The sequence below is a fragment of the Lactococcus sp. EKM203L genome (assembly GCF_011800585.1).
GTDB classification, from domain to species: domain Bacteria; phylum Bacillota; class Bacilli; order Lactobacillales; family Streptococcaceae; genus Lactococcus; species Lactococcus lactis.
This window is the reverse complement of the sequence record NZ_JAALEQ010000002.1, coordinates 316512-335834: the sequence shown is the minus strand read 5'-3', so window position 1 is coordinate 335834 and position 19323 is coordinate 316512. Positions and strand designations below refer to the sequence as shown.

General features: G+C 36.7%; 19 protein-coding genes and 1 tRNA gene. 14 read left to right on the top strand and 6 right to left on the bottom strand.

Annotation, left to right across the window (positions count from 1 at the left end):
• Nucleotides 1-447: 447 nt before the first annotated feature.
• Both HFD15_RS04905 and tgt read right to left on the bottom strand, forming a co-directional pair.
• Nucleotides 448-520: transfer RNA gene (locus HFD15_RS04905), tRNA-Thr, on the bottom strand.
• Between the two features lie 62 nt (nucleotides 521-582).
• Nucleotides 583-1731, bottom strand: coding sequence for a tRNA guanosine(34) transglycosylase Tgt (tgt, locus tag HFD15_RS04900; protein ID WP_167593298.1), 1149 nt, complete (start codon nucleotides 1729-1731; stop codon nucleotides 583-585).
• Between the two features lie 191 nt (nucleotides 1732-1922).
• Between tgt and HFD15_RS04895 the strand changes: the two genes are divergently transcribed.
• Nucleotides 1923-2615 carry a DUF975 family protein gene (locus tag HFD15_RS04895; RefSeq protein ID WP_003129712.1) on the top strand — a complete coding sequence of 231 codons (693 nt, stop codon included), beginning with the start codon at nucleotides 1923-1925 and terminating at the stop codon, nucleotides 2613-2615.
• A 59-nt stretch (nucleotides 2616-2674) separates the two neighbouring features.
• On the opposite strand, the gene HFD15_RS04890 is transcribed toward HFD15_RS04895, so the two are convergent.
• Nucleotides 2675-3856, bottom strand: a complete 1182-nt coding sequence (locus HFD15_RS04890) for an MFS transporter (protein WP_058208229.1) — start codon at nucleotides 3854-3856, stop codon at nucleotides 2675-2677.
• Between the two features lie 180 nt (nucleotides 3857-4036).
• The gene (locus tag HFD15_RS04885) at nucleotides 4037-4474 is read right to left on the bottom strand and encodes a CoA-binding protein (protein WP_031559091.1); all 438 of its coding nucleotides are present in this window, start codon (nucleotides 4472-4474) and stop codon (nucleotides 4037-4039) included.
• 134 nt (nucleotides 4475-4608) lie between these two features.
• On the opposite strand from HFD15_RS04885, the gene HFD15_RS04880 reads away from it, so the two are divergent.
• The 11 genes from HFD15_RS04880 (at nucleotide 4609) to HFD15_RS04830 (ending at nucleotide 16101) form a co-directional block, all read left to right on the top strand.
• A complete protein-coding gene (locus tag HFD15_RS04880) occupies nucleotides 4609-5400 on the top strand; it encodes a DNA/RNA non-specific endonuclease (protein ID WP_010905159.1) in 792 nt (263 codons plus the stop codon).
• Nucleotides 5401-5564: 164 nt separating this feature from the next.
• Nucleotides 5565-5774 (top strand): hypothetical protein, encoded by a 210-nt coding sequence (locus tag HFD15_RS04875; protein ID WP_010905160.1) that lies wholly within the window; start codon nucleotides 5565-5567, stop codon nucleotides 5772-5774.
• Between the two features lie 11 nt (nucleotides 5775-5785).
• Complete coding sequence (locus HFD15_RS04870) at nucleotides 5786-6025, top strand: hypothetical protein (RefSeq protein WP_003129719.1); 240 nt, start codon at nucleotides 5786-5788, stop codon at nucleotides 6023-6025.
• Between the two features lie 196 nt (nucleotides 6026-6221).
• Entirely contained in the window at nucleotides 6222-7805 is a 1584-nt protein-coding gene (locus HFD15_RS04865) for an APC family permease (RefSeq protein WP_058208230.1), read from the top strand.
• 68 nt (nucleotides 7806-7873) lie between these two features.
• Nucleotides 7874-9088: a pyridoxal phosphate-dependent aminotransferase gene (locus HFD15_RS04860; RefSeq protein ID WP_167593299.1), complete on the top strand. Its 1215-nt coding sequence runs from the start codon at nucleotides 7874-7876 to the stop codon at nucleotides 9086-9088.
• A 152-nt stretch (nucleotides 9089-9240) separates the two neighbouring features.
• Nucleotides 9241-10029, top strand: coding sequence for a GTP-sensing pleiotropic transcriptional regulator CodY (gene codY, locus HFD15_RS04855; protein ID WP_003129722.1), 789 nt, complete (start codon nucleotides 9241-9243; stop codon nucleotides 10027-10029).
• 508 nt (nucleotides 10030-10537) lie between these two features.
• Nucleotides 10538-10843, top strand: a complete 306-nt coding sequence (gatC, locus tag HFD15_RS04850; RefSeq protein ID WP_010905163.1) for an Asp-tRNA(Asn)/Glu-tRNA(Gln) amidotransferase subunit GatC — start codon at nucleotides 10538-10540, stop codon at nucleotides 10841-10843.
• Nucleotides 10843-12303 (top strand): Asp-tRNA(Asn)/Glu-tRNA(Gln) amidotransferase subunit GatA, encoded by a 1461-nt coding sequence (gatA, locus tag HFD15_RS04845; protein ID WP_015425676.1) that lies wholly within the window; start codon nucleotides 10843-10845, stop codon nucleotides 12301-12303. The genes gatC and gatA overlap by 1 nt, the downstream gene beginning before the upstream one ends.
• Before the next feature lie 3 nt (nucleotides 12304-12306).
• The gene (locus HFD15_RS04840; RefSeq protein ID WP_023163651.1) at nucleotides 12307-12909 is read left to right on the top strand and encodes an NUDIX hydrolase N-terminal domain-containing protein; all 603 of its coding nucleotides are present in this window, start codon (nucleotides 12307-12309) and stop codon (nucleotides 12907-12909) included.
• Between the two features lie 39 nt (nucleotides 12910-12948).
• The gene (gene gatB, locus HFD15_RS04835; RefSeq protein WP_003129725.1) at nucleotides 12949-14382 is read left to right on the top strand and encodes an Asp-tRNA(Asn)/Glu-tRNA(Gln) amidotransferase subunit GatB; all 1434 of its coding nucleotides are present in this window, start codon (nucleotides 12949-12951) and stop codon (nucleotides 14380-14382) included.
• Between the two features lie 219 nt (nucleotides 14383-14601).
• Nucleotides 14602-16101: an amidase family protein gene (locus HFD15_RS04830; RefSeq protein WP_021721770.1), complete on the top strand. Its 1500-nt coding sequence runs from the start codon at nucleotides 14602-14604 to the stop codon at nucleotides 16099-16101.
• Between the two features lie 81 nt (nucleotides 16102-16182).
• Here HFD15_RS04830 and HFD15_RS04825 read toward each other — a convergent pair whose 3' ends face one another.
• Nucleotides 16183-17523: an MATE family efflux transporter gene (locus tag HFD15_RS04825; RefSeq protein ID WP_021721771.1), complete on the bottom strand. Its 1341-nt coding sequence runs from the start codon at nucleotides 17521-17523 to the stop codon at nucleotides 16183-16185.
• Nucleotides 17524-17704: 181 nt separating this feature from the next.
• Entirely contained in the window at nucleotides 17705-17902 is a 198-nt protein-coding gene (locus HFD15_RS04820; protein WP_003129735.1) for a cold-shock protein, read from the bottom strand.
• A gap of 117 nt (nucleotides 17903-18019) precedes the next feature.
• On the opposite strand from HFD15_RS04820, the gene HFD15_RS04815 reads away from it, so the two are divergent.
• Both HFD15_RS04815 and HFD15_RS04810 read left to right on the top strand, forming a co-directional pair.
• Nucleotides 18020-18553, top strand: coding sequence for a 5-formyltetrahydrofolate cyclo-ligase (locus tag HFD15_RS04815; RefSeq protein ID WP_029344716.1), 534 nt, complete (start codon nucleotides 18020-18022; stop codon nucleotides 18551-18553).
• Nucleotides 18543-19235: a rhomboid family intramembrane serine protease gene (locus HFD15_RS04810; protein ID WP_167593300.1), complete on the top strand. Its 693-nt coding sequence runs from the start codon at nucleotides 18543-18545 to the stop codon at nucleotides 19233-19235. Before HFD15_RS04815 ends, HFD15_RS04810 begins: the two co-directional genes overlap by 11 nt.
• Nucleotides 19236-19323 lie beyond the last annotated feature (88 nt).

Genomic DNA, 19323 nt, shown 5'->3' with positions numbered 1-19323 from the left:
GTGGTAGTGACTTAATACAAAAATATTTTAGTTTGTAATACCTAAAAATAATACTTCAGTTTGCAGTATTCCAATAAGTAAAAAAGATTTGTCTATATTAGAACCACTCAAAAAAACTCAAAATCATGTAAATATTAAGCTTGGATTGGCCCAATAGAGAAAATTTTTTCTTTCATCATTATAGTTTGCAAAATGGTATTCCAAATGTAGTCACAGTAAATAAAACAATGAAAAAGATGTTAAATGAGTTAGAAATTGAGCCAATAATTACAAGTGAGGTGTTAGATAAACTTGTGATAGTGTACTACTAAGTTAAGGTATCGATAATAAAGTAGTGGCAAAGTTAATGGGCATAAAGATACATCAATGCTAATAAAAATATAATTAAAAGAATATGATAAAATAATAAAAAACCTTGTATATCAACGATACAAGGTTTTTTATCTATGCCGAGTGCAGGAATCGAACCTGTGACCCCTTCGTTACGAGTGAAGTGCTCTACCGACTGAGCTAACTCGGCACATAATGAGAGTGGTTACCCACTTTTATTATGATACAACTTTTTAAACCTATTTTCAAGAACTAGAAGTCTTTGGCATTGGGTTGATTGTAGCCGTAACGCTCACAGAAATCTTCTCGGAATTCCAGAAGGTTGTCATCCATAATGGCCCCGCGAATGTCTTTCATTAAATTAACAAGGAAGTGAAGATTGTGGTATGAACAAAGACGAAGGCCAAAAGTTTCATCGGCTTTGATTAAATGACGAAGGTAGGCGCGTGTATAGTTAGTGCATGTGTAGCAATCGCACATTGGGTCAAGTGGAGTAAAATCGTGTTCGTATTTAGCATTACGAATGTTAACTCGACCGAAATGAGTCATTAGAGTTCCATTACGAGCAATTCGTGTAGGAAGAACGCAGTCAAACATATCAACTCCACGGATAACTCCATCAATCAAGCTGTCTGGTGCACCAACACCCATTAAATAGCGGGGTTTGTCTTCTGGAAGCATTGGTGTTGTAAAGTCAAGGACAGCATTCATTTCTTTATGAGATTCACCAACGGCAAGACCACCGATAGAATAACCAGCGAAATCCATTGAAGTCAAGTCTCTAGCTGATTGACGACGTAAATCTTCAAAACCAGCTCCTTGAACAATTCCGAAAAGTCCTTGGTCATTTGGACGACGATGAGCATTGAGACCGCGCTCAGCCCAACGGGAAGTTCTTTCAACAGAGGCTTTGACATAGTCATAGGGTTGATAGAAAGGTGGACATTCGTCAAAGGACATCATGATGTCAGAGCCAAGATTATTTTGAATGCTTATTGCTTTTTCGGGGTTAAGAAAAAGTTCACGTCCGTCCAAATGGCTCTTGAACTTAACGCCTTCTTCTGTGATATTTTTTTTGTTTTGAACTAGGCTGTAAACCTGGAAACCACCACTATCAGTCAGGATAGGTTGGTCCCAATTCATAAATTTGTGAAGACCGCCAGCTTCAGCAACAAGTTCATCTCCGGGGCGTAACCAGAGGTGGTAAGTGTTTGAGAGAATAATCCCTGAGCCTAATGTTTTGAGTTCTTCTGGGCTCATTGTTTTAACGGTAGCTTGAGTACCTACGGGCATAAACATTGGAGTTGGGAAGGTACCATGTGGTGTGATGATTTCTCCTAATCTTGCTCCTGTATGTTTTTCTTTTTTTATTAATCTGTATTTTATTGCGTGTTCTGTCATAAGATTCCTTTATTTACTCGTAGAATCGAGTCTTCTTGTAGCTTAAAAAGCAAGCACTTATAAGTATAACAAAAATTAAACGCTTTTTATAGATGATTTTTTGAAAATCGGGCGAAAGTCTTAGAGATTTTGCCTATTTATTGGTATAATTAAGTAAATATAATGTAAGACAAATTATTGGGAGGTATTTTATGTCAAGATGGGAATTGAAAAATCAAGCCAAAGGAGCTTTAAAAGATAATTTTGGTTCAAAAATGTTACTCTTTATTATTCCAATTATTGCGGGGATTTTAGGTGGAGGAAATGGTGTAAAGCAGTCCATGGACTACAATACTTCTAATTTTGATAGTATTCCAGGTAGTGTTTGGATGGTGATTAGCTTTGCGACTTTGCTTATTGCTATTTTGATGATTGTTGTAGCCTTGTTTGTTTCAGTTGTAACAGTTGGGGCAATTTTTAACTATATCAAAATTTTCCGTGGTGAACGAAATAATCCACAATTTAAAAATGTTTTTGGGCCTTTCTATGATGGTTCAGCTGGCAAAATTATTCTTTTAAGTATTGTCAAAGGGGTGATTTTTGTTGCCTTGATGTTTATCCCAGTGATTGGTTGGGCATTTGCAATTTATTTGGGACTTGGTTGGTCACAAGCAACTTATGTTTTGTTTGATCAGTTAGAAGAAGGACGTTACAGCGGTGTTATGGGCGTTCTTAGCGAATCAGCAACAATGATGAAAGGTTTGCGTGGAAATTACTTCATTTTCAAATTGAGTTTCTTCTGGTGGTATGTTCTTTATGGTATCTCAGGTGGTTTAGCAGGATTCTGGACTACTCCTTACCTCAACATGGCTTCAATTGCTTATTACGAAAATATTGGTAAATAATAAAAAAGCTGTCAGTAACTTTGACAGCTTTTTTATTTACTGACAGAACAATCAGTAGCTTAATTTTCACGTTTAGCATGACGTCCATGAACGAAATGGTAAATGATAGCAATTAGAAGTGCAAGAATTGCTGATGCAAAATAGAGATTACGATAGCCTAATAGAGGCATAAACATTCCTAAAATAAAGGGTCCAAAACCGACACCCATATCCATAAAGCCAAAGAAAGTAGAAGTTGTGATTCCTAAACGATGAGCTTCTGAATTACGGATGGCAATTGCTTGTCCAAAAGGCGAAAATGAGCCGTAGCCTAAACCGATAAATATAGCAGCAAGGAGCAACATCCAACCAGAATGAGCAAAACCAATCAGTAAAAGGCCAAGTGCAAAGAAGAGGTAGGTTGGATACATTACAAAGTTATCACCAAAGCCGTCAAAGACACGACCAGTAATTGGACGAGAAAGAAGGACAGTAATGGCATAAACTAAGAAGAAAAATGAGGCAGCCTCTGAAAGGTGAATATTACGAGCGTAAGCATCCATAAATGACAGAATACTTGAGTATGAAATACCTATGAGAAAGGCAATTAATGAAATTGGTAAAGCTTCTTTTTCAAAGTAATTTGACCAAGCGAATTTTTTATGGACTTTATTATCGATAGAATTAGAGCTGTCAGTAGTTTTTTCAACATGTATGAAGAAAATTCCGACTAAGGCAATAAATAAAAGTAAGGCAGAAAGCCAAATTAATGAATAAAAACCTGATGTCCGGTAAAGAAACATTGATAAAAAGGGACCAACTGCTGACGATAATGTGACAGAAAGCGCATAATAACCAATTCCTTCACCACGTCTTGAAGAAGGAACAATGGCACCAGCCAAAGTTCCAGAAGCTGTTGCAGCAATACCGAATCCAAGTCCATGTACAAGACGTAAAATTAATAGTAGAACGACACTATGCACAAAGAAATAAGCAAAGGTAAGCAAGAAATAAATAAGTGTTCCTATGTACAAAAGTTTTTTTGCACCAAGGCGTTTCATATTATTTCCAGCCCAAAGTCGAGCAATAAATCCGCCGACAATAAAAATTCCAGATAAAATACCAGCGATACTAGCAGAAGCGTGATAATGTTCCATAGCCATTGTACCAATAACAACAGTAGGGAGATAAAAAACAAGATAAAAAATAAAATTAAGTAACATATTAACAACGAAAGTTGTTGTCCAAAGTTTTTCTTTCATAAAGTTCCTTTCTTTGAGAAAAATTTATGAATGCGTAAACATCCGCCTAAAAAACAGATAAAACTCCCGCTTTTTAGACGAGAGTTTTGTGTTTGCGTAATTCAACTTTATTATTGTATCAAAAAAAATCGATAAAATGTTGCCGGGGAAACGTAATAGTCTATAAAATAACTTTTGTAGTCATTTTTTCCCTAAGCCTGAATAGGCATATTCAATTTTAATACAGCGATTCATCACAATTTTATTTCTTCCTGCTTCTCGAAGAATTTGTTCAGCTTCTTGAGATTGTAAGCCCAATTGCGCCCAGAAAATATCGGCGTCAGTTTCAATGAAGTCACGAGCAACATCCGCCAAAAACTCACTTCGACGAAAGATATCAACGATATCAATGTGAAAAGGAACTTCTTTGATAGAAGGGTAGACTTTTTCACCTAGTAATTCACGGCCAGCAAGTCTTGGATTGACTGGAATAACATGGTAGCCATTTTGTTGTAATCCTTGAGCAATTAAAAAAGATGAACGGTCTGTTTTATCGCTAATCCCAACGACAGCGATGGTTTTTGCATTTTTGAGATAATCAAACATTACCTCTTGTTCTGGATTTTCAAATTCGTACATTAGATTTCCTTCTCCTGCTTTGTTTTTATTATACAATATTAAGGGAAGTGGTGTGGTTTAAAAGCTTCTTTAAAATGATTATAAAAGTTTTTCAGAATTGTAAAATCCTTGAAATTTTTTGCTATAATTAAGCTATGAATAAGAAACAAATAAAAACACTAACAAGCGTCATTGTAGTCATTATTGCACTGGCTGTAGGATATTTTGGTTCGGGACGTCTGCATTTGGGACAAGGAAATAATTCGGCTACTGATAATAGTAGTCAAGTTTCCACAAAATCACTGGCAAGTTCGGTTAAACAAGCTCCTTTAACTTTTAAAAATCAAAGACAAATGGTCATGGCCAATACTGATGCTTTAGGTCGTGCGGTTGATTCACATATTCAATTGAAAGATTCTCAAGAACCTAAAGTCAAACGTGAACCCTTGACCTATAATCCGGTTGGTTGGCATAATTATAATTTTTATTATAAAAAATCAGATGGTTCGATTGGTAAAATGTGGCTAATGGCTCGTGGCCATTTGGTGGGTTATCAATTTTCAGGTCTAAATAATGAAGCAAGAAATTTAGTGCCAGAAACGGCTTGGTTCAATGGTGGAAATTTCACTGGAACGAACGATGGAAATACAGCCAGCATGCTTTATTACGAAAATCGTTTGGACAGTTGGCTTGCAAATCATCCCAATTATTATTTAGATTACCAAGTGACCCCTCTCTACGAAGGAAATGAACTTTTGCCTCGACAAATTCGTTTGGCTTATGTTGGAATTGATAAAAATGGTCAAACCTTGTCTATCAAACTCGGTGGTGGTCGTGAAAAGTCAGGAAATGGTGGAGCAACTGTCGTTGTTCTTGACAATGTCGCTCCAAATGCAAAAATTAATTATGCTGACGGGACCGCAGTTAACACAGTCAGCCCTAAATAGTTAGTGACAGACTGTTCTGTCAGTAAAATAAAGCTCTGTCAGTAAAAAAATGCTTGAAAAATCAGTCAAAAGACTGAGAATTCGGGCTTTTTTTCTTGCTATAATTAATATATAAATACAAATTCATGAGTGATTAGAATTTGTTAATTATCGGAGGAAAGAGAATGTTTTTACTACTTATACTATTTTTAGCTATGTTACTTTTTATAAAAGGATTCTTTAAAATTGTTTTACCTGCTTTGATTATATTAATGATTTTGAAATTTTTGTTCGGTGGTTTAATGCTCTTACTTAGTCCGCATTTTTGGGGGACTTTGCTCGTAATTAGCATTATTGTATGGCTTGTGAGAGCCAGTCGTAGTCGTTACTACTAAAAGGAGAAAAAATGTTTGTAGGATTTTTATCAGGTTTGATTGTAATGGGGGCTTTGCTTTCAATTTTGTTAGTGCTTTTGGGAGTGATGGCATTGAGAGTATTTGTACGCTATATCTTGCCCATTTTACTTATTTTACTGATTGTTCGTTTGATTATTTCAGGGATTGTACTTTTGTTTAACCCACACTTTTGGTTATTCATTGCTGTTGTCGCTTTGGTCCTTTGGATTCTTGGTAAAATTAGGAATTAAGTAGTTTATAAATAATATTAACTTATAGAAATTACTGACCTTTTTGTCAGTAATTTTTTGCTTATAATTTTATAATCATTTTTAACTTTATTGAGTGTTTTCCAAAAATTTGGTATAATTTTTTTACAACTGTGTATTTGAAACAAGCATTTTGTTTATAAAAAAGATTTCCGCTAAGGAAACATCGGAGGACGTCATGTCAAATGAATACAGATCCCGCTCGTCACGTCGTGAGCGGAGAAGCTCTCGTTGGGCAAATAAAGATTCTGATGTCGTGGAAGCGGCAGCGAATCAAGCAATCAGGCATTTAGAAGAAGAACCAGAAGGTCAAAACGTCGAACGAACTTCAAGACAAAAATTGACACATGAAAAAACACTCAGAATTCCCTTAGCGGTCTATGGATTACTTACGGGTCTGTCAGTGCTTTTAGCATTAACTTTTTATGCATTTCCTTTGTGGAAACCAGTAGCCACAGCCAGCCAATCACAAAACCTTTATTCAGGATTTGCGATGCATCATGGTTTAGTTCCTTTTAATGATTTTTATGGGACAGGTGGTACGGTTTTTTATCTCATTAATTGGTTAGGGAATATTGGTGGGACGACTTGGCTTTTATGGCTTTTTGAAATTATTGCTTTACTAATCAGTGGAATTTTAGTTTACCGCTTAGTGGGTCAACAAACGAAAAATCAAACGGCATCACTAACTGTATCGGTTTTTACCTTAGTTATTATTGCAGGTTTGGCAAGAGGAGGAGATAGTCCAACGCTCTTTGCTCTTCCTTTTGCCTTATGGGCGGCACGATTTTTGAGTTCTTATTTCCAAGATAGTTCTACAGATAGGGGATTTATTCGATTTGGAATGGCAGCTGCCTTTGCCTTAGTCATTTCTCCTGTCATGTCAGTTTTCTTTATTTTATCTGCTATCGCTCTCATTATTCATAATGTGGGTAGCCGTAAAATTGGACGTGGTTTTTACCAAATGCTGGCAACAATTTTGGGAGTTCTTTTAGTAGGTTACTCAGTCGCTTATTATTCTCTTGAAGAACAAACAATCTATACTTCTATTGAACAATCTATTTTAATTCCATTTACACATTTTGGTCCAAGTGGTGATTTATTATTGACTCTTGCTAAAGCTTTAGTTCTCACTCTTATTTTTGGAATTGTTGCAGGTTTTGTCCAAGGAATTGTACAACTCAAAAAGGGTGGACCAGCCAGAGTTTGGTATGTCATGATGCTTATTGGAATTGTTGGATTGACAACGATGATTGTTTTTGCTCAGACTTTTGATAGTTCTAATCTTTTGGCTGTCCTGCCATTTACAATAGTTTTTGCAGGTCTTGGGTTGACAGATAGCGATCAAATTTTGTTGAAATATCTTCAAAATCGTTTATTTGCTCCGATTTTGGCAATACTTTTTGTCGTTTTTACACCAATTAGTTATCATTTCATGAACCGAACAATTGCTTCAGAAGAGCAAAGTGTGGCACAATATATTAAGGCAAATGCCACAGGTTCTGACCGAGTTTATGTTGTCGCTGATGGTAAAAATATTAACAATTTGACCAAAACAATTTCAACTTTAGATAATGTTCCAGCAAATTATCCAATTAAATTTACCCAAAGTTATGATTTGAAAGTGGGTAAATTATCAGATAAATTCGTTGTTTTACAGGCCAGTGAGAAAGCTCCGGCTAGTTTGAAAAAAGTTTTAGATAAAGACTATAAAGTGACTAACTATGCTGGAAAATATTTCCAAGTCTATAAAAAGAAATAAACTAGTGTTACCAGAATCTGTTTGTAAGTTTTGAAAATCAAAACTTCATAATATTACGGAGGTCAATAATGAGAGAATTTGAAAAATCGCATAAACTTGATAATGTCAGCTATGATATTCGTGGTCCAGTATTGGATGAAGCACAAAGAATGCGAGCCAATGGTGAAAAAATTCTTCGATTGAATACAGGAAATCCAGCTGAATTTGGCTTTCTTGCTCCTGATGAAGTCATTAGTGACTTGATTCAACATGCTGTGGATAGCGAAGGATATTCAGATTCTAAAGGGATTTTCTCGGCTCGTAAAGCGATTATGCAATACTGTCAGCTCAAGGGTTTTCCTAATCTTGATATCAATGATATTTTCACAGGTAATGGGGTTTCTGAATTGATTGTTATGGCCATGCAGGGACTTTTGGACACAGGGGATGAGGTTTTGATTCCTATGCCTGATTATCCACTTTGGACGGCTTCTGTCAGTTTAGCTGGAGGAACAGCTGTTCATTACCTCTGTGATGAACAGGCTGGTTGGTTCCCTGACATTGATGATATTCGCTCAAAAATCACAAGTAATACAAAAGCCATTGTTTTGATTAATCCTAATAATCCAACGGGTGCGCTGTATTCTAAAGATTTATTGCTTGAAATTGTTCAAGTGGCTAGAGAAAATAATTTAATTATTTTCTCTGACGAAATTTATGACCGATTGGTTATGGATGGAGCAGTTCATGTTCCGATTGCTAGCTTGGCACCAGATCTTTTTGTGGTCACAATGAATGGACTCTCAAAATCACACCGCATTGCAGGGTTCCGTGTGGGGTGGATGGTTTTGTCAGGTGAAAAATCACATGTCAAGGGTTATATTGAAGGTTTGAATATGCTGGCTTCAATGCGACTTTGTTCCAATGTTTTAGCTCAATCAGTCGTACAAACTTCACTTGGTGGCACTCAATCGGTTGATAAATTGCTGTTGCCGGGTGGACGAGTTTATGAGCAAAGAGAATTCATTTATAAAGCCATCAATGGTATTCCAGGATTATCTGCGGTCAAACCTCAAGCAGCTTTCTATATTTTCCCTAAAATTGACAGAGAAATGTATAAAATTGATAATGATGAACAATTTGTCTTGGACTTTTTGAAGCAGGAAAAAATCCTGCTTGTTCATGGTCGAGGATTTAATTGGAAAGAGCCAGACCATTTCCGAATTGTTTATCTGCCTCGTGTGGACGAATTAGCGGAAATACAAGAAAAAATGGAACGTTTCCTTTGGCAATATCGTAAATAATAAATAGAAAAAGATGTATGAATAATTCGTATATCTTTTTTTGTTGAGAGTAATTTTCTGACAATTTTTATTGTTTTTCATGCTTTTTTATGTTATACTGATTATGAAAAATTTTGTATAAAAACAAGAATATAAAAAAATAGGAGAACAAAGTGGCTACATTACTTGAAAAAACACGTAAAATCACCGCGATTTTGCAAGATGGAGTGACCGATTTGCAACAAGAGTTGCCATATAACAGTATGACTGAACGCTTGGCAAACGTCATTGATTGCAATGCATGTGTGATTAATACGAAGGGCGAGTTGCTTGGTTACTCATTGCCTTATAATACAAACAATGACCGTGTTGACCAATTTTTCTATGATCGTAAATTGCCTGATGAATATGTTCGTGCGGCAGTACGTATCTACGATACAATGGCAAACGTTCCTGTTGACCGTCCATTAGCAATCTTCCCAGAAGAAAGCCTTGGCGATTTTCCAAAAGGTGTGACAACTTTAGCACCTATTTATGGTTCTGGAATGCGTTTGGGAACATTTATCATGTGGCGTGAAGACGGCGAATTCACTGATGATGATTTGGTCTTAGTTGAACTTGCAACAACAGTAATTGGTGTTCAACTCTCAAATCTTAAACTTGAACAAATGGAAGAAAATATCCGTAAAGACACCATGGCAACTATGGCTGTTAACACACTTTCATATTCAGAAATGAAAGCTGTTAAAGCAATCATTGAAGAGCTTGATGGTGAAGAAGGGCATGTTATCGCTTCTGTCATTGCTGACAAGATTGGAATTACACGTTCAGTCATCGTTAACGCATTGCGTAAACTCGAATCTGCTGGTGTAATTGAATCACGTTCACTTGGTATGAAAGGAACTTATCTTAAAGTTCTTAATACTGGTTTATTTGATAAACTTGCAGGACGTAATTTCTAAAAGCCAGGGTCTTAGCGCTTTAACGCTTAGACTTCGGCTTCACAAAAAGCTCCTATCGCAGATGGGAGCTTTTCGTGCTTTATAAGAGTTTCAAACAAATTTTTATTAGTTTAGAACGTTAAAATTACCAGCGAAGCCGAAGTCTTTTAATCAAAATCCTATCAGGTTAGGTCAGAAGGTTGAACTTGCTGACAGAAGCCACATACATGGTTAGAGTACTATTTAGTTTCACAAACAGCTCCTATCTCAGATGGGAGTTGTTTGTGTCTTATAAAGATTATTGATTATCGATTTATAATTACTGACGAAATTATCTGTCAGCAATTTTTAAAATTGTATCAGAGATAAATTTTTCTGTCAGTAATTTTGCTTTCTATTTTTACTGACAAAAAGTTCTGTCAGTAAAAAAATGACTGGTAAATGGTTTAAAATCACTGACAGACTGTTAAAATGCCGATTTTTTGTTATAATTAACAAGAATAAACTCTAAAAAATGGAGATTGAAAATATGAGTCAAATTACAGAGGAACAAGTCAAGCACGTGGCGCTTTTGTCAAAGCTTGAATTCTCGGAAAATGAAGTAAAATCATTTACCGATACTTTTGGAAAAATCATTGATATGGTTGAAATGTTAGATGAAGTTGATGGTGAAGGTGTCCCATTTACTATGAATGTGGCAGATAATCTCAACTTCATGCGTGAAGATGTGGCAGAAAAAGGACTTGACCGTGAAAAACTCATGGCAGCCGTTCCTGAAAAGGAAGACGGCTTTATCAAAGTTCCAGCAATGCTTTCTGACGGAGGAGATGCTTAATGTCATACAATAACAAATCAATCAAAGAGCTTCATGAGCTACTTGTAAATAAAGAAATTTCTGCTCTTGAACTGACAAAAGCAACGCTTTCTGATATTTCTGCACGTGAACCACAAATTGATGCTTTTTTGAAAATTACAGAAGAAAAAGCTTTGCAAGATGCCGCCGCAATTGATGCTCGTGGAATTAATCCAGACGTTGTGACTGACGGAATCTCAATTGCTGTCAAAGATAATATTGTTACAGAAGGAATTGAAACAACAGCTGCTTCAAAAATTCTTGGAGGTTGGATTCCACCTTATAATGCAACGGTTGCGAATAAATTGAGCGAATCTGGGTTAATTACAATTGGTAAACTCAATATGGATGAGTTTGCGATGGGTGGTTCTGGTGAAAATTCTTCAGTTAAGCCAACCAAAAACGCTTGGGATCAAACAAAAGTACCTGGTGGTTCTTCATCTGGTTCTGCGGCTTCAGTTGCTTCTGGTCAAGTTCGTTTATCATTGGGTTCAGATACTGGTGGCTCAATTCGCCAACCTGCCGCATTCAATGGGATTGTTGGTTTGAAACCAACTTATGGTCGTGTGAGTCGTTTTGGTTTAATTGCTTTTGCTTCATCATTAGACCAAATCGGTCCATTGGCGCCAACAGTCGAAGAAAATGCTCAACTTTTGAATGTCATTTCTGGCTTTGATAAAAATGATAGCACATCATCAAATGTTGCAGTTCCTGACTTTACAAGTAAAATTGGTCAAGACATTAAAGGAATGAAAATTGCTTTGCCTAAAGAATATTTTGGTGAAGGAATTGATGAAAAAGTAAAAGAACAAATTTTGGCAGCAGCTAAACATTTGGAAAAATTGGGTGCCATTGTTGAAGAAGTTAGTCTTCCTCACAGTAAATATGGTGTTGCAGTTTATTATATTATTGCCTCTTCTGAAGCCAGCTCAAATCTTCAACGTTTTGATGGTATTCGTTATGGTTATCGTGCACAAGACATCAAAAATCTTGAAGATTTGTATGTGAAATCACGTTCTGAAGGATTTGGTCCAGAAGTTCAACGTCGAATTATGTTAGGAACTTTCAGTCTTTCAGCAGGTTCTTATGATAAACATTTCAAAAAAGCAGGTCAAGTTCGTACTTTAATCATCAATGATTTTGCAAAAGTTTTTGAAAAATATGATTTAATCTTAGGCCCAACAACTCCGACACCAGCTTGGGACTTGGGAGCACGTGTTGATGACCCACTTTCAATGTATTTGGCGGATTTATTGACAATTCCAGTCAATCTAGCTGGCCTTCCAGGAATTTCAATTCCTGCTGGTTTTGCCGATGGACTACCTGTGGGAATGCAATTGATTGGTAAACGTTACGATGAAGAAACGATTTATCAAGTAGCGGCTGCTTTTGAAGCAACTACTGATTTCCACAAAAAACAACCGATTATTTTTGGAAAATAAAAAATGGAATTTGACGAATTAATCAAGCGATTAAATGCAGTTGCTGATGCAGGACTTTTTTACGGGAAAGATGTCTTTGATATTGAACGTTATCATGAAATCAAAGCGATTTTACCTCAACTTTTAAAGCATTCAACTACTTTGACTAAAGAGGAGCTGACAGATCTCTTTCGTCCAAATAATTCTTATCCGACACCGATGATTGATGTGCGGGCTTTTATTCAAAATGAAGAAAAAGAGATACTCTTTGTTCGGGATAAAATGCAAGGAGACTGGGCCTTACCAGGTGGATATGGAGAGATTGGATTTACGCCAAGTGAAAATCTACTTAAGGAGTTGAAAGAGGAAGCTGGAGTTTCTGGAGAGATTGAGCGCTTATTAGCGATTTTCGATACAGACAAATGGCAACCGCAAGGAAAGCAATATTATAAATTTGTTTTTAAGTGTAAAGCTTTATCCATTGATTTTCTGGAAAATAGTGAAACTTCAGAAACGAAATTTATAAAACGCTCAGAGCTGACAAACTTGTCAGTAAAAAGAACGACCATGTCACAACTTAGTTTGCTTGAAAAATTGTCAAAAACCGGAAAACAATATATTGACTAGGATAATTTGACTTTCTTAAAGAAAGTATCGGAGAAAATAATGAACTTTGAAACAGTAATTGGGCTTGAAGTCCACGTTGAGTTAAGTACAAACTCAAAAATTTTCAGTCCCGCCTCAACAAAATTTGGTGGAGACCCTAATACAAATACAAATGTGATTGACTGGTCACTTCCTGGTGTTTTACCAGTCATGAACAAAGGAGTAATTGATAGCGGAATTAAAGCGGCTCTTGCTTTGAATATGGATATTCACAAATCAATGCATTTTGACCGCAAAAATTATTTCTATCCTGATAATCCCAAAGCTTACCAAATTTCACAATTTGATGAGCCAATTGGTTACAATGGTTCCATTGAAATTGAACTTGAAGATGGCCATAAAGCGACGATTCGCATTGAGCGCGCTCATTTAGAAGAAGATGCTGGGAAAAATACGCACGGAACGGATGGTTATTCTTATGTCGATTTGAATCGTCAAGGAGTACCATTGATTGAGATTGTCTCAGAAGCTGACATGCGCACTCCTGAGGAAGCTTATGCTTATCTGACAGCACTTAAAGAAGCCATTCTTTACACAGGAATTTCTGATGTGAAGATGGAAGAAGGTTCCATGCGTTGTGATGCCAATGTTTCGCTCCGTCCTTATGGTCAAGAAGCTTTTGGTGTGAAGACAGAAGTTAAAAACATGAACTCATTTAGCAATGTCAAAAAAGCTTTGGACTTTGAAGTCGACAGGCAAGCTAAGATTTTGCGCGCTGGTGGCGAAATTCGTCAAGAAACGCGTCGTTTTAATGACAAAACGGGTGAAACAATTTTGATGCGTGTTAAAGAAGGCGCTTCTGATTACCGTTACTTCCCAGAGCCAGATGTCCCTCGTTTTGAAATTTCTGACGAGTGGATTGAGCAAATGCGTGAGAGCCTTCCAATGACGGCTAAAGCAAGACGTGCGCATTATATTAATGATTTAGCTTTGTCTGATTATGATGCTCGTCAATTGACCGCAACTAAAGAAGTTTCTGATTTCTTTGATCAGGCGATTAAATTTGATACTGACCCTAAATTGGTGTCAAACTGGTTGCAAGGTGAAGTGGCTCAATATTTGAATAGTGAGAAAAAAGAACTTCATGAGATTGGCTTGACTCCAGAAAATCTGACAGAAATGATTCGTTTGATTTCAGATGGAACAATTTCTTCAAAAATTGCTAAAAAAGTCTTTATTGAATTAGCAAAAAATGGTGGTTCTGCCGAAGAATTTGTCAAGAAAGCTGGTTTGGTTCAAATTTCTGACCCTGCAGTGCTTTTGCCAATCATTCATGATGTATTTGCTAAGAATGAACAATCTGTAGCAGATTATCGTGGTGGGAAGCAAAATGCGGCGAAAGCTTTGGTTGGTCAATTAATGAAAGCAACTAAAGGACAAGCTAACCCAACGGTTGCGCAAAAACTTTTGTATCAAGAATTGGATAATTTCTAAGGATCAGCTGTATGAAACAGCTATCCTACATTTCGTTCGGTCATAAGTTAGTGGAAGACAGTAATATGAAAACTTTATTTTGTTTTGCCAGTTATAATAATAAAAATATCCGTCCTAATTTGGAACGGATATTTTTTATTATGATTGATAAGTATGGTAAAATGTTGGCAGAATGAGTTTGTCAGCAAATATATAAAACTCAGCTTTTAAAGGAGAACCATGCTTGAAATTAAAGATGCAACTTATTGGGCGGAGCAATTAAAATCAGGAAATCTTTCTGCCAAAGCGTTATTAGAAATGACAAATGACAAGATTCAAAAGCTCAATCCGCGTTACAATGCGATTGTTGCTTATGATTTAGAAAAGGCAAAAGCTGATTTAGCTTTAACGAGTCAAGGTTTTTTTGCTGGTCTTCCTTTTGCTTTGAAAATGTTGGGACAAACTCATAAAGGATTGCCTGATACGGCTAGCTCTCACCTCTTTTCAGAGAATGTGGCATCAGAGGATGACAACTATGTTAAAGGACTCTTAGAAGCTGGTTTCACGCCATTTGGACAAACGAATTCTCCAGAGTTTGGCTTTAAAAACATTTCTGATTCAAAACTCTACGGAGATACACGAAATGTCTGGAATGAAGCTTATTATTCGGGAGGCTCTTCTGGCGGAGCGGCGTCTGCCGTGGCTTCTGGGATGTTTGCAATTGCTGGAGCTTCAGATGGCGGTGGGTCGATTCGGATTCCAGCCTCATTTTCGGGCTTGATTGGACTTAAAATGACAAGAGGGCGGATGCCACAAGGGCCTGATTCTTACCGAGGATGGCAAGGAGCATCGATTTCTGGAGCTCTTACTGTATCTGTGCGAGATACGGCTCGTTTTGTGCTTGAAATGCAAACCCTACAAGAAGCAGCACCTTATCAGGCAAAATTGTTGGACGAAAAAGAACTTATAGCGCTCACTAAAAGTACTGGCCAAGCTGTCAGCAATAATTTATCAAGAAAAATGAAAATTGCTTATTCACTCCAAAGCCCGATTTCTGGAATTGAATTATCAAAAGACGCCATAAATGCATGCCTAAAGGCAGTAGAGTTTTTAGAGCGTCAAGGTCATGAATTGACAGAAGTTGATTTTCCCATAGAAGCTCGTCCTTTGATTCAGTCTTATTATCGTATGAATGCGGCTGAAACAGTTGCCATGTTAGAACCTTGGGAACGGGCTGCCGGACGAAAATTGACGAGTCAAGATGTTGAACTTTTGACTTATGCGCTTTTAGAAGCCGGAAGAAAAGCTCCGGTGTCTTCTTATATCAACGCTTTAGCTCAGTGGGATCTTGCGGCTAGAGATTTTACTGACAAAATTTATAAAGATTATGATTTATTTTTGACGGCAACAACTGCTAAAACAGCCCCTAAAATTGGTCAGGAATTAATGACAGCGGAAGTATTAAAAGAAATGTCAGAAATTAGCCAATATGAATTTGAACAACAAATAGAGATTATTGAATCCGCTTTTGAGCGTTCATTAGCTTTTACACCTTATAACTTCATCAGTAATTTAACGGGTCAGCCTGCGCTTTCTCTGCCCGTTTATGTTAATGAAGAAACGAATCTGCCACTTGGAATTCAACTTTGGGGACCAAAAAATTCTGAAATTGAATTATTGAAAGTTGCTAAAGAATTTGAGGAAGCGGGTCAATTTATTTTACCCAAAGCTTATCAATGAGTTTGATGATATTTTACTGACAGAAATTTTAAATCAAATCTATCAGTAAATTTAAAAGAAAAACCGCCCTAAGTGGCGGTTTTATGCTAAATCCTGATTTTGTCTAAAACGTTTAATCATTCGGATGGTTGTTGGAATTAAGATAGAGGTTGAACCCAGCCAAGCGGCAGGATTACTTGAGATAATTACCGTATAATTGAGTAAAAGAACACCAATGATAGCGACTCCTGCCCGCATGAAAAGCTCTGCAAAGCCACACAATGTTGGAATCTTGGCATTACCTAAGCCTTGAATTGTTGAGCGGGTAACGAATAAAATGGCTAACAACCAATAGAAACTTCCGTTCACAAGATAATAGTGACTCGACATCTCAATAACGGCTGTTTGGCTACTTGAAATGAAAGCAGTGGTGAAATAGAAGTGAGCAAGGTTTAAGATAATGGCAAAGATAATTGACCAACCGACAGCAATTGTAAGAGCCCGTGTTAAGCCTTGATTAATTCGTTTGTACTGTTTAGCCCCATAATTTTGTGCTCCAAAGGTTGCCATGGCAAGCCCGATTGAAATCATCGGGAGCATCGCAAATTGGTCAATTTTAGAAACGATGGCTTGGGTAGCGACAGCATTTGTTCCCATTTTATTCAAAGCGACTTGGAGCGTGATAGAGCCGATGGCAATAATACTTGATTGAAAGCCCATTGGAATACCAAGTCTAGCATGGTGGACAATTTCGGCACGATCTAGCCGCCATAAATTTTTTGAAATTTGAAATTCGGGAACTTTTCGTTTGATGTGCCAAAAAAGAAATAATACCGAAATCATTTGGGCTAAAATTGTTGCTCCACTTGCTCCAGCAATTCCTAATTTTAAGACTAAAATAGCAAAATATTCAAAGGCAATATTTAAAATTGAGGCAGCAATCAAAGCATATAATGGCGTTTTAGAATCGCCCAAAGCCCTTAGAGCATTAGACAGATAAGCGTAGAGATTAGTGGCAATCATTCCGCCTAACATAATGCTTAGAAAGGTCTTGGCACCTTCAAAAATTTGGTTTGGGGTCTGCATAACTTGAAGCAAAGGTCCCACAAAAATAAGGGACAATATGCTGAGCAAAATAGAAATCGCAATTGTAAAGTAGAGGCCCGTGACATAGGATTTTTTTATGGCTAACTCATCTTTTGCCCCGAAACGTTGGGCCGTTAAAATTGTCAAACCAGCAGTCATTCCTTGAGCAAAGCCGACAATTAAAAAGTTGATAGAGCCTGTCGCTCCAACGGAAGCCAAAGCATCTTTTCCCAAGGTTTGACCGACAATCAGAGTATCTGCCGTGTTATAGAGGACCTGAAAAAAGTTACCCATAAGTAAGGGCAAAGTAAATGCAATAAGTCCTGTTAAAATATTTCCTTTAGTTAAATCTTTCATTTTTTCCCTAAATACACTAAGTTGATTTCTTTATTTTAGCCCATTTTAATCGTTTTTACAATAGTATTTTTGATAAAATATGAATTATTTGTAAAGGCTTACGAAAAAATAGTCTGTCAGTAAAATTGACAATAAAAAAATCACTGACAAAACTGTCAGTGATTTTTATTTAAAGCTGTAATTATTTTTGGATGTTAACAGCTTGAGGTCCACGAGGGCCATCTTCAACGTCAAAAGTAACTTTTTGACCTTCGTCAAGTGTTTTGAATCCATCAGTTTGGATAGCTGAGAAGTGAGCGAAAACGTCGTTTCCTTCTTCAGTAGTGATAAAGCCGAAGCCTTTAGTTGCGTTAAACCATTTAACAGTTCCTTGTGCCATTTTTGGTACTTCCTTATTTATAAATTTGTAAATCTAATTTCTTGAATAGGAATGAACCCAAAAGCACAGAACTAATCGTAAAACAAAAACTTACACTTTCATGTTATCATAGTTAATATGGAAAGTAAAGCAGAAAACCGTAAAAAAATATTACAAATGTTAAAAAAATTTTCAGACTACGAGAAAAGGCGTCAGAATAAGGATGTTTTAAAGCAGTTAACCGCTTCCTCAAAATGGAAATCTGCAAAAAAAATAGCGCTTTATATGTCAATGCCAATTGAATTTAATTTGACAGAACTTTTCGACCAATCTGACGACAAAGAAATTTTGATTCCTAAATGCTTACCTGAGCGTCAAATGATTTTTGCCAAGTATGATAAAGAAAATCTTGTTCGCTCAAAATTTGGCTTGCTTGAGCCAAAATCTGAAATTGCAGTTGAGCCTGATTTTATCCTTGTTCCAGGCTTAATTTGGAATGATGAGGGTTATCGAATCGGTTTTGGTGGTGGTTATTATGACCGGTATTTGGCTAATTTTGAGGGAACAACGGCCTCTGTACTTTATGATTTTCAAAAAATGGATTTTGAGGCAGAAAGCCATGACATCGCAGTACAAGAACTTTTTATAGGGAGAAAAAATAATGAATTTTAATGAAATTAAACGAGATTTTACACGTTACAAGGCAACTTATATCTTATCAATTATCACACTCTTAGTTTGGTTATGGCAATTTTTTACTTACGGAATATCGGCAACTTCAGCAATCAACTTGTTCAATAGTGGAGCCATACTTGGTCAAGTTATGCTGTTTGACCCAAGACAAATGTGGCGTTTGTTTACAGCACTCTTTATCCATATTGGTTGGGCACACGTTTTATTAAATGTGGCGACGCTCTTTTTCATCGGTCGGCAAATTGAAAATGTTTTTGGTTGGCTACGTTTTACTCTGATTTATCTTTTGTCAGGAATTTTTGGTAATGCCATGGTTTTTCTTTTGACACCTAGAGTGGTTTCGGCAGGGGCATCCACTTCTATATTTGGCCTCTTTGCGGCAGTTGTTGGTTTAGCATTTTTTACAAAACATCCATTTTTACAACAAATCGGTCGAATGTTTACTGTGTTGATTGTTGCTAACTTGGTTATGAATCTCTTTTCTTTAGGAAATGTAAGCATTTGGGCACATATTGGCGGGGCAATTGGTGGACTGCTTTTGTCAGCAATTTTTGCTCCTAAGGCTTTCATTCCATCTATTCCCAAACAATACCGTATTTTTGCAACAGGCGCCTTTGTTATTCTATTGGTTCTCTTTATCGGTTTACCATTTTTCAAGTAAAAATATGTTTTGCTTTTGAAAACATGAAAGTGCTTGCAAAGAATCTTTAATCTTGTTAGAATAAACTTAGTTAAAAAACTTGCTGAGG

Bases quoted from the DNA above. Each gene is read 5' to 3' on its own strand.
- tgt (WP_167593298.1), bottom strand. From the start codon at position 1,731: ATGACAGAACACGCAATAAAATACAGATTAATAAAAAAAGAAAAACAT.
- HFD15_RS04895 (WP_003129712.1), top strand. From the start codon at position 1,923: ATGTCAAGATGGGAATTGAAAAATCAAGCCAAAGGAGCTTTAAAAGAT.
- HFD15_RS04890 (WP_058208229.1), bottom strand. From the start codon at position 3,856: ATGAAAGAAAAACTTTGGACAACAACTTTCGTTGTTAATATGTTACTT.
- HFD15_RS04885 (WP_031559091.1), bottom strand. From the start codon at position 4,474: ATGTACGAATTTGAAAATCCAGAACAAGAGGTAATGTTTGATTATCTC.
- HFD15_RS04880 (WP_010905159.1), top strand. From the start codon at position 4,609: ATGAATAAGAAACAAATAAAAACACTAACAAGCGTCATTGTAGTCATT.
- HFD15_RS04875 (WP_010905160.1), top strand. From the start codon at position 5,565: ATGTTTTTACTACTTATACTATTTTTAGCTATGTTACTTTTTATAAAA.
- HFD15_RS04870 (WP_003129719.1), top strand. From the start codon at position 5,786: ATGTTTGTAGGATTTTTATCAGGTTTGATTGTAATGGGGGCTTTGCTT.
- HFD15_RS04865 (WP_058208230.1), top strand. From the start codon at position 6,222: ATGTCAAATGAATACAGATCCCGCTCGTCACGTCGTGAGCGGAGAAGC.
- HFD15_RS04860 (WP_167593299.1), top strand. From the start codon at position 7,874: ATGAGAGAATTTGAAAAATCGCATAAACTTGATAATGTCAGCTATGAT.
- gatC (WP_010905163.1), top strand. From the start codon at position 10,538: ATGAGTCAAATTACAGAGGAACAAGTCAAGCACGTGGCGCTTTTGTCA.
- gatA (WP_015425676.1), top strand. From the start codon at position 10,843: ATGTCATACAATAACAAATCAATCAAAGAGCTTCATGAGCTACTTGTA.
- HFD15_RS04840 (WP_023163651.1), top strand. From the start codon at position 12,307: ATGGAATTTGACGAATTAATCAAGCGATTAAATGCAGTTGCTGATGCA.
- gatB (WP_003129725.1), top strand. From the start codon at position 12,949: ATGAACTTTGAAACAGTAATTGGGCTTGAAGTCCACGTTGAGTTAAGT.
- HFD15_RS04830 (WP_021721770.1), top strand. From the start codon at position 14,602: ATGCTTGAAATTAAAGATGCAACTTATTGGGCGGAGCAATTAAAATCA.
- HFD15_RS04825 (WP_021721771.1), bottom strand. From the start codon at position 17,523: ATGAAAGATTTAACTAAAGGAAATATTTTAACAGGACTTATTGCATTT.
- HFD15_RS04820 (WP_003129735.1), bottom strand. From the start codon at position 17,902: ATGGCACAAGGAACTGTTAAATGGTTTAACGCAACTAAAGGCTTCGGC.
- HFD15_RS04815 (WP_029344716.1), top strand. From the start codon at position 18,020: ATGGAAAGTAAAGCAGAAAACCGTAAAAAAATATTACAAATGTTAAAA.
- HFD15_RS04810 (WP_167593300.1), top strand. From the start codon at position 18,543: ATGAATTTTAATGAAATTAAACGAGATTTTACACGTTACAAGGCAACT.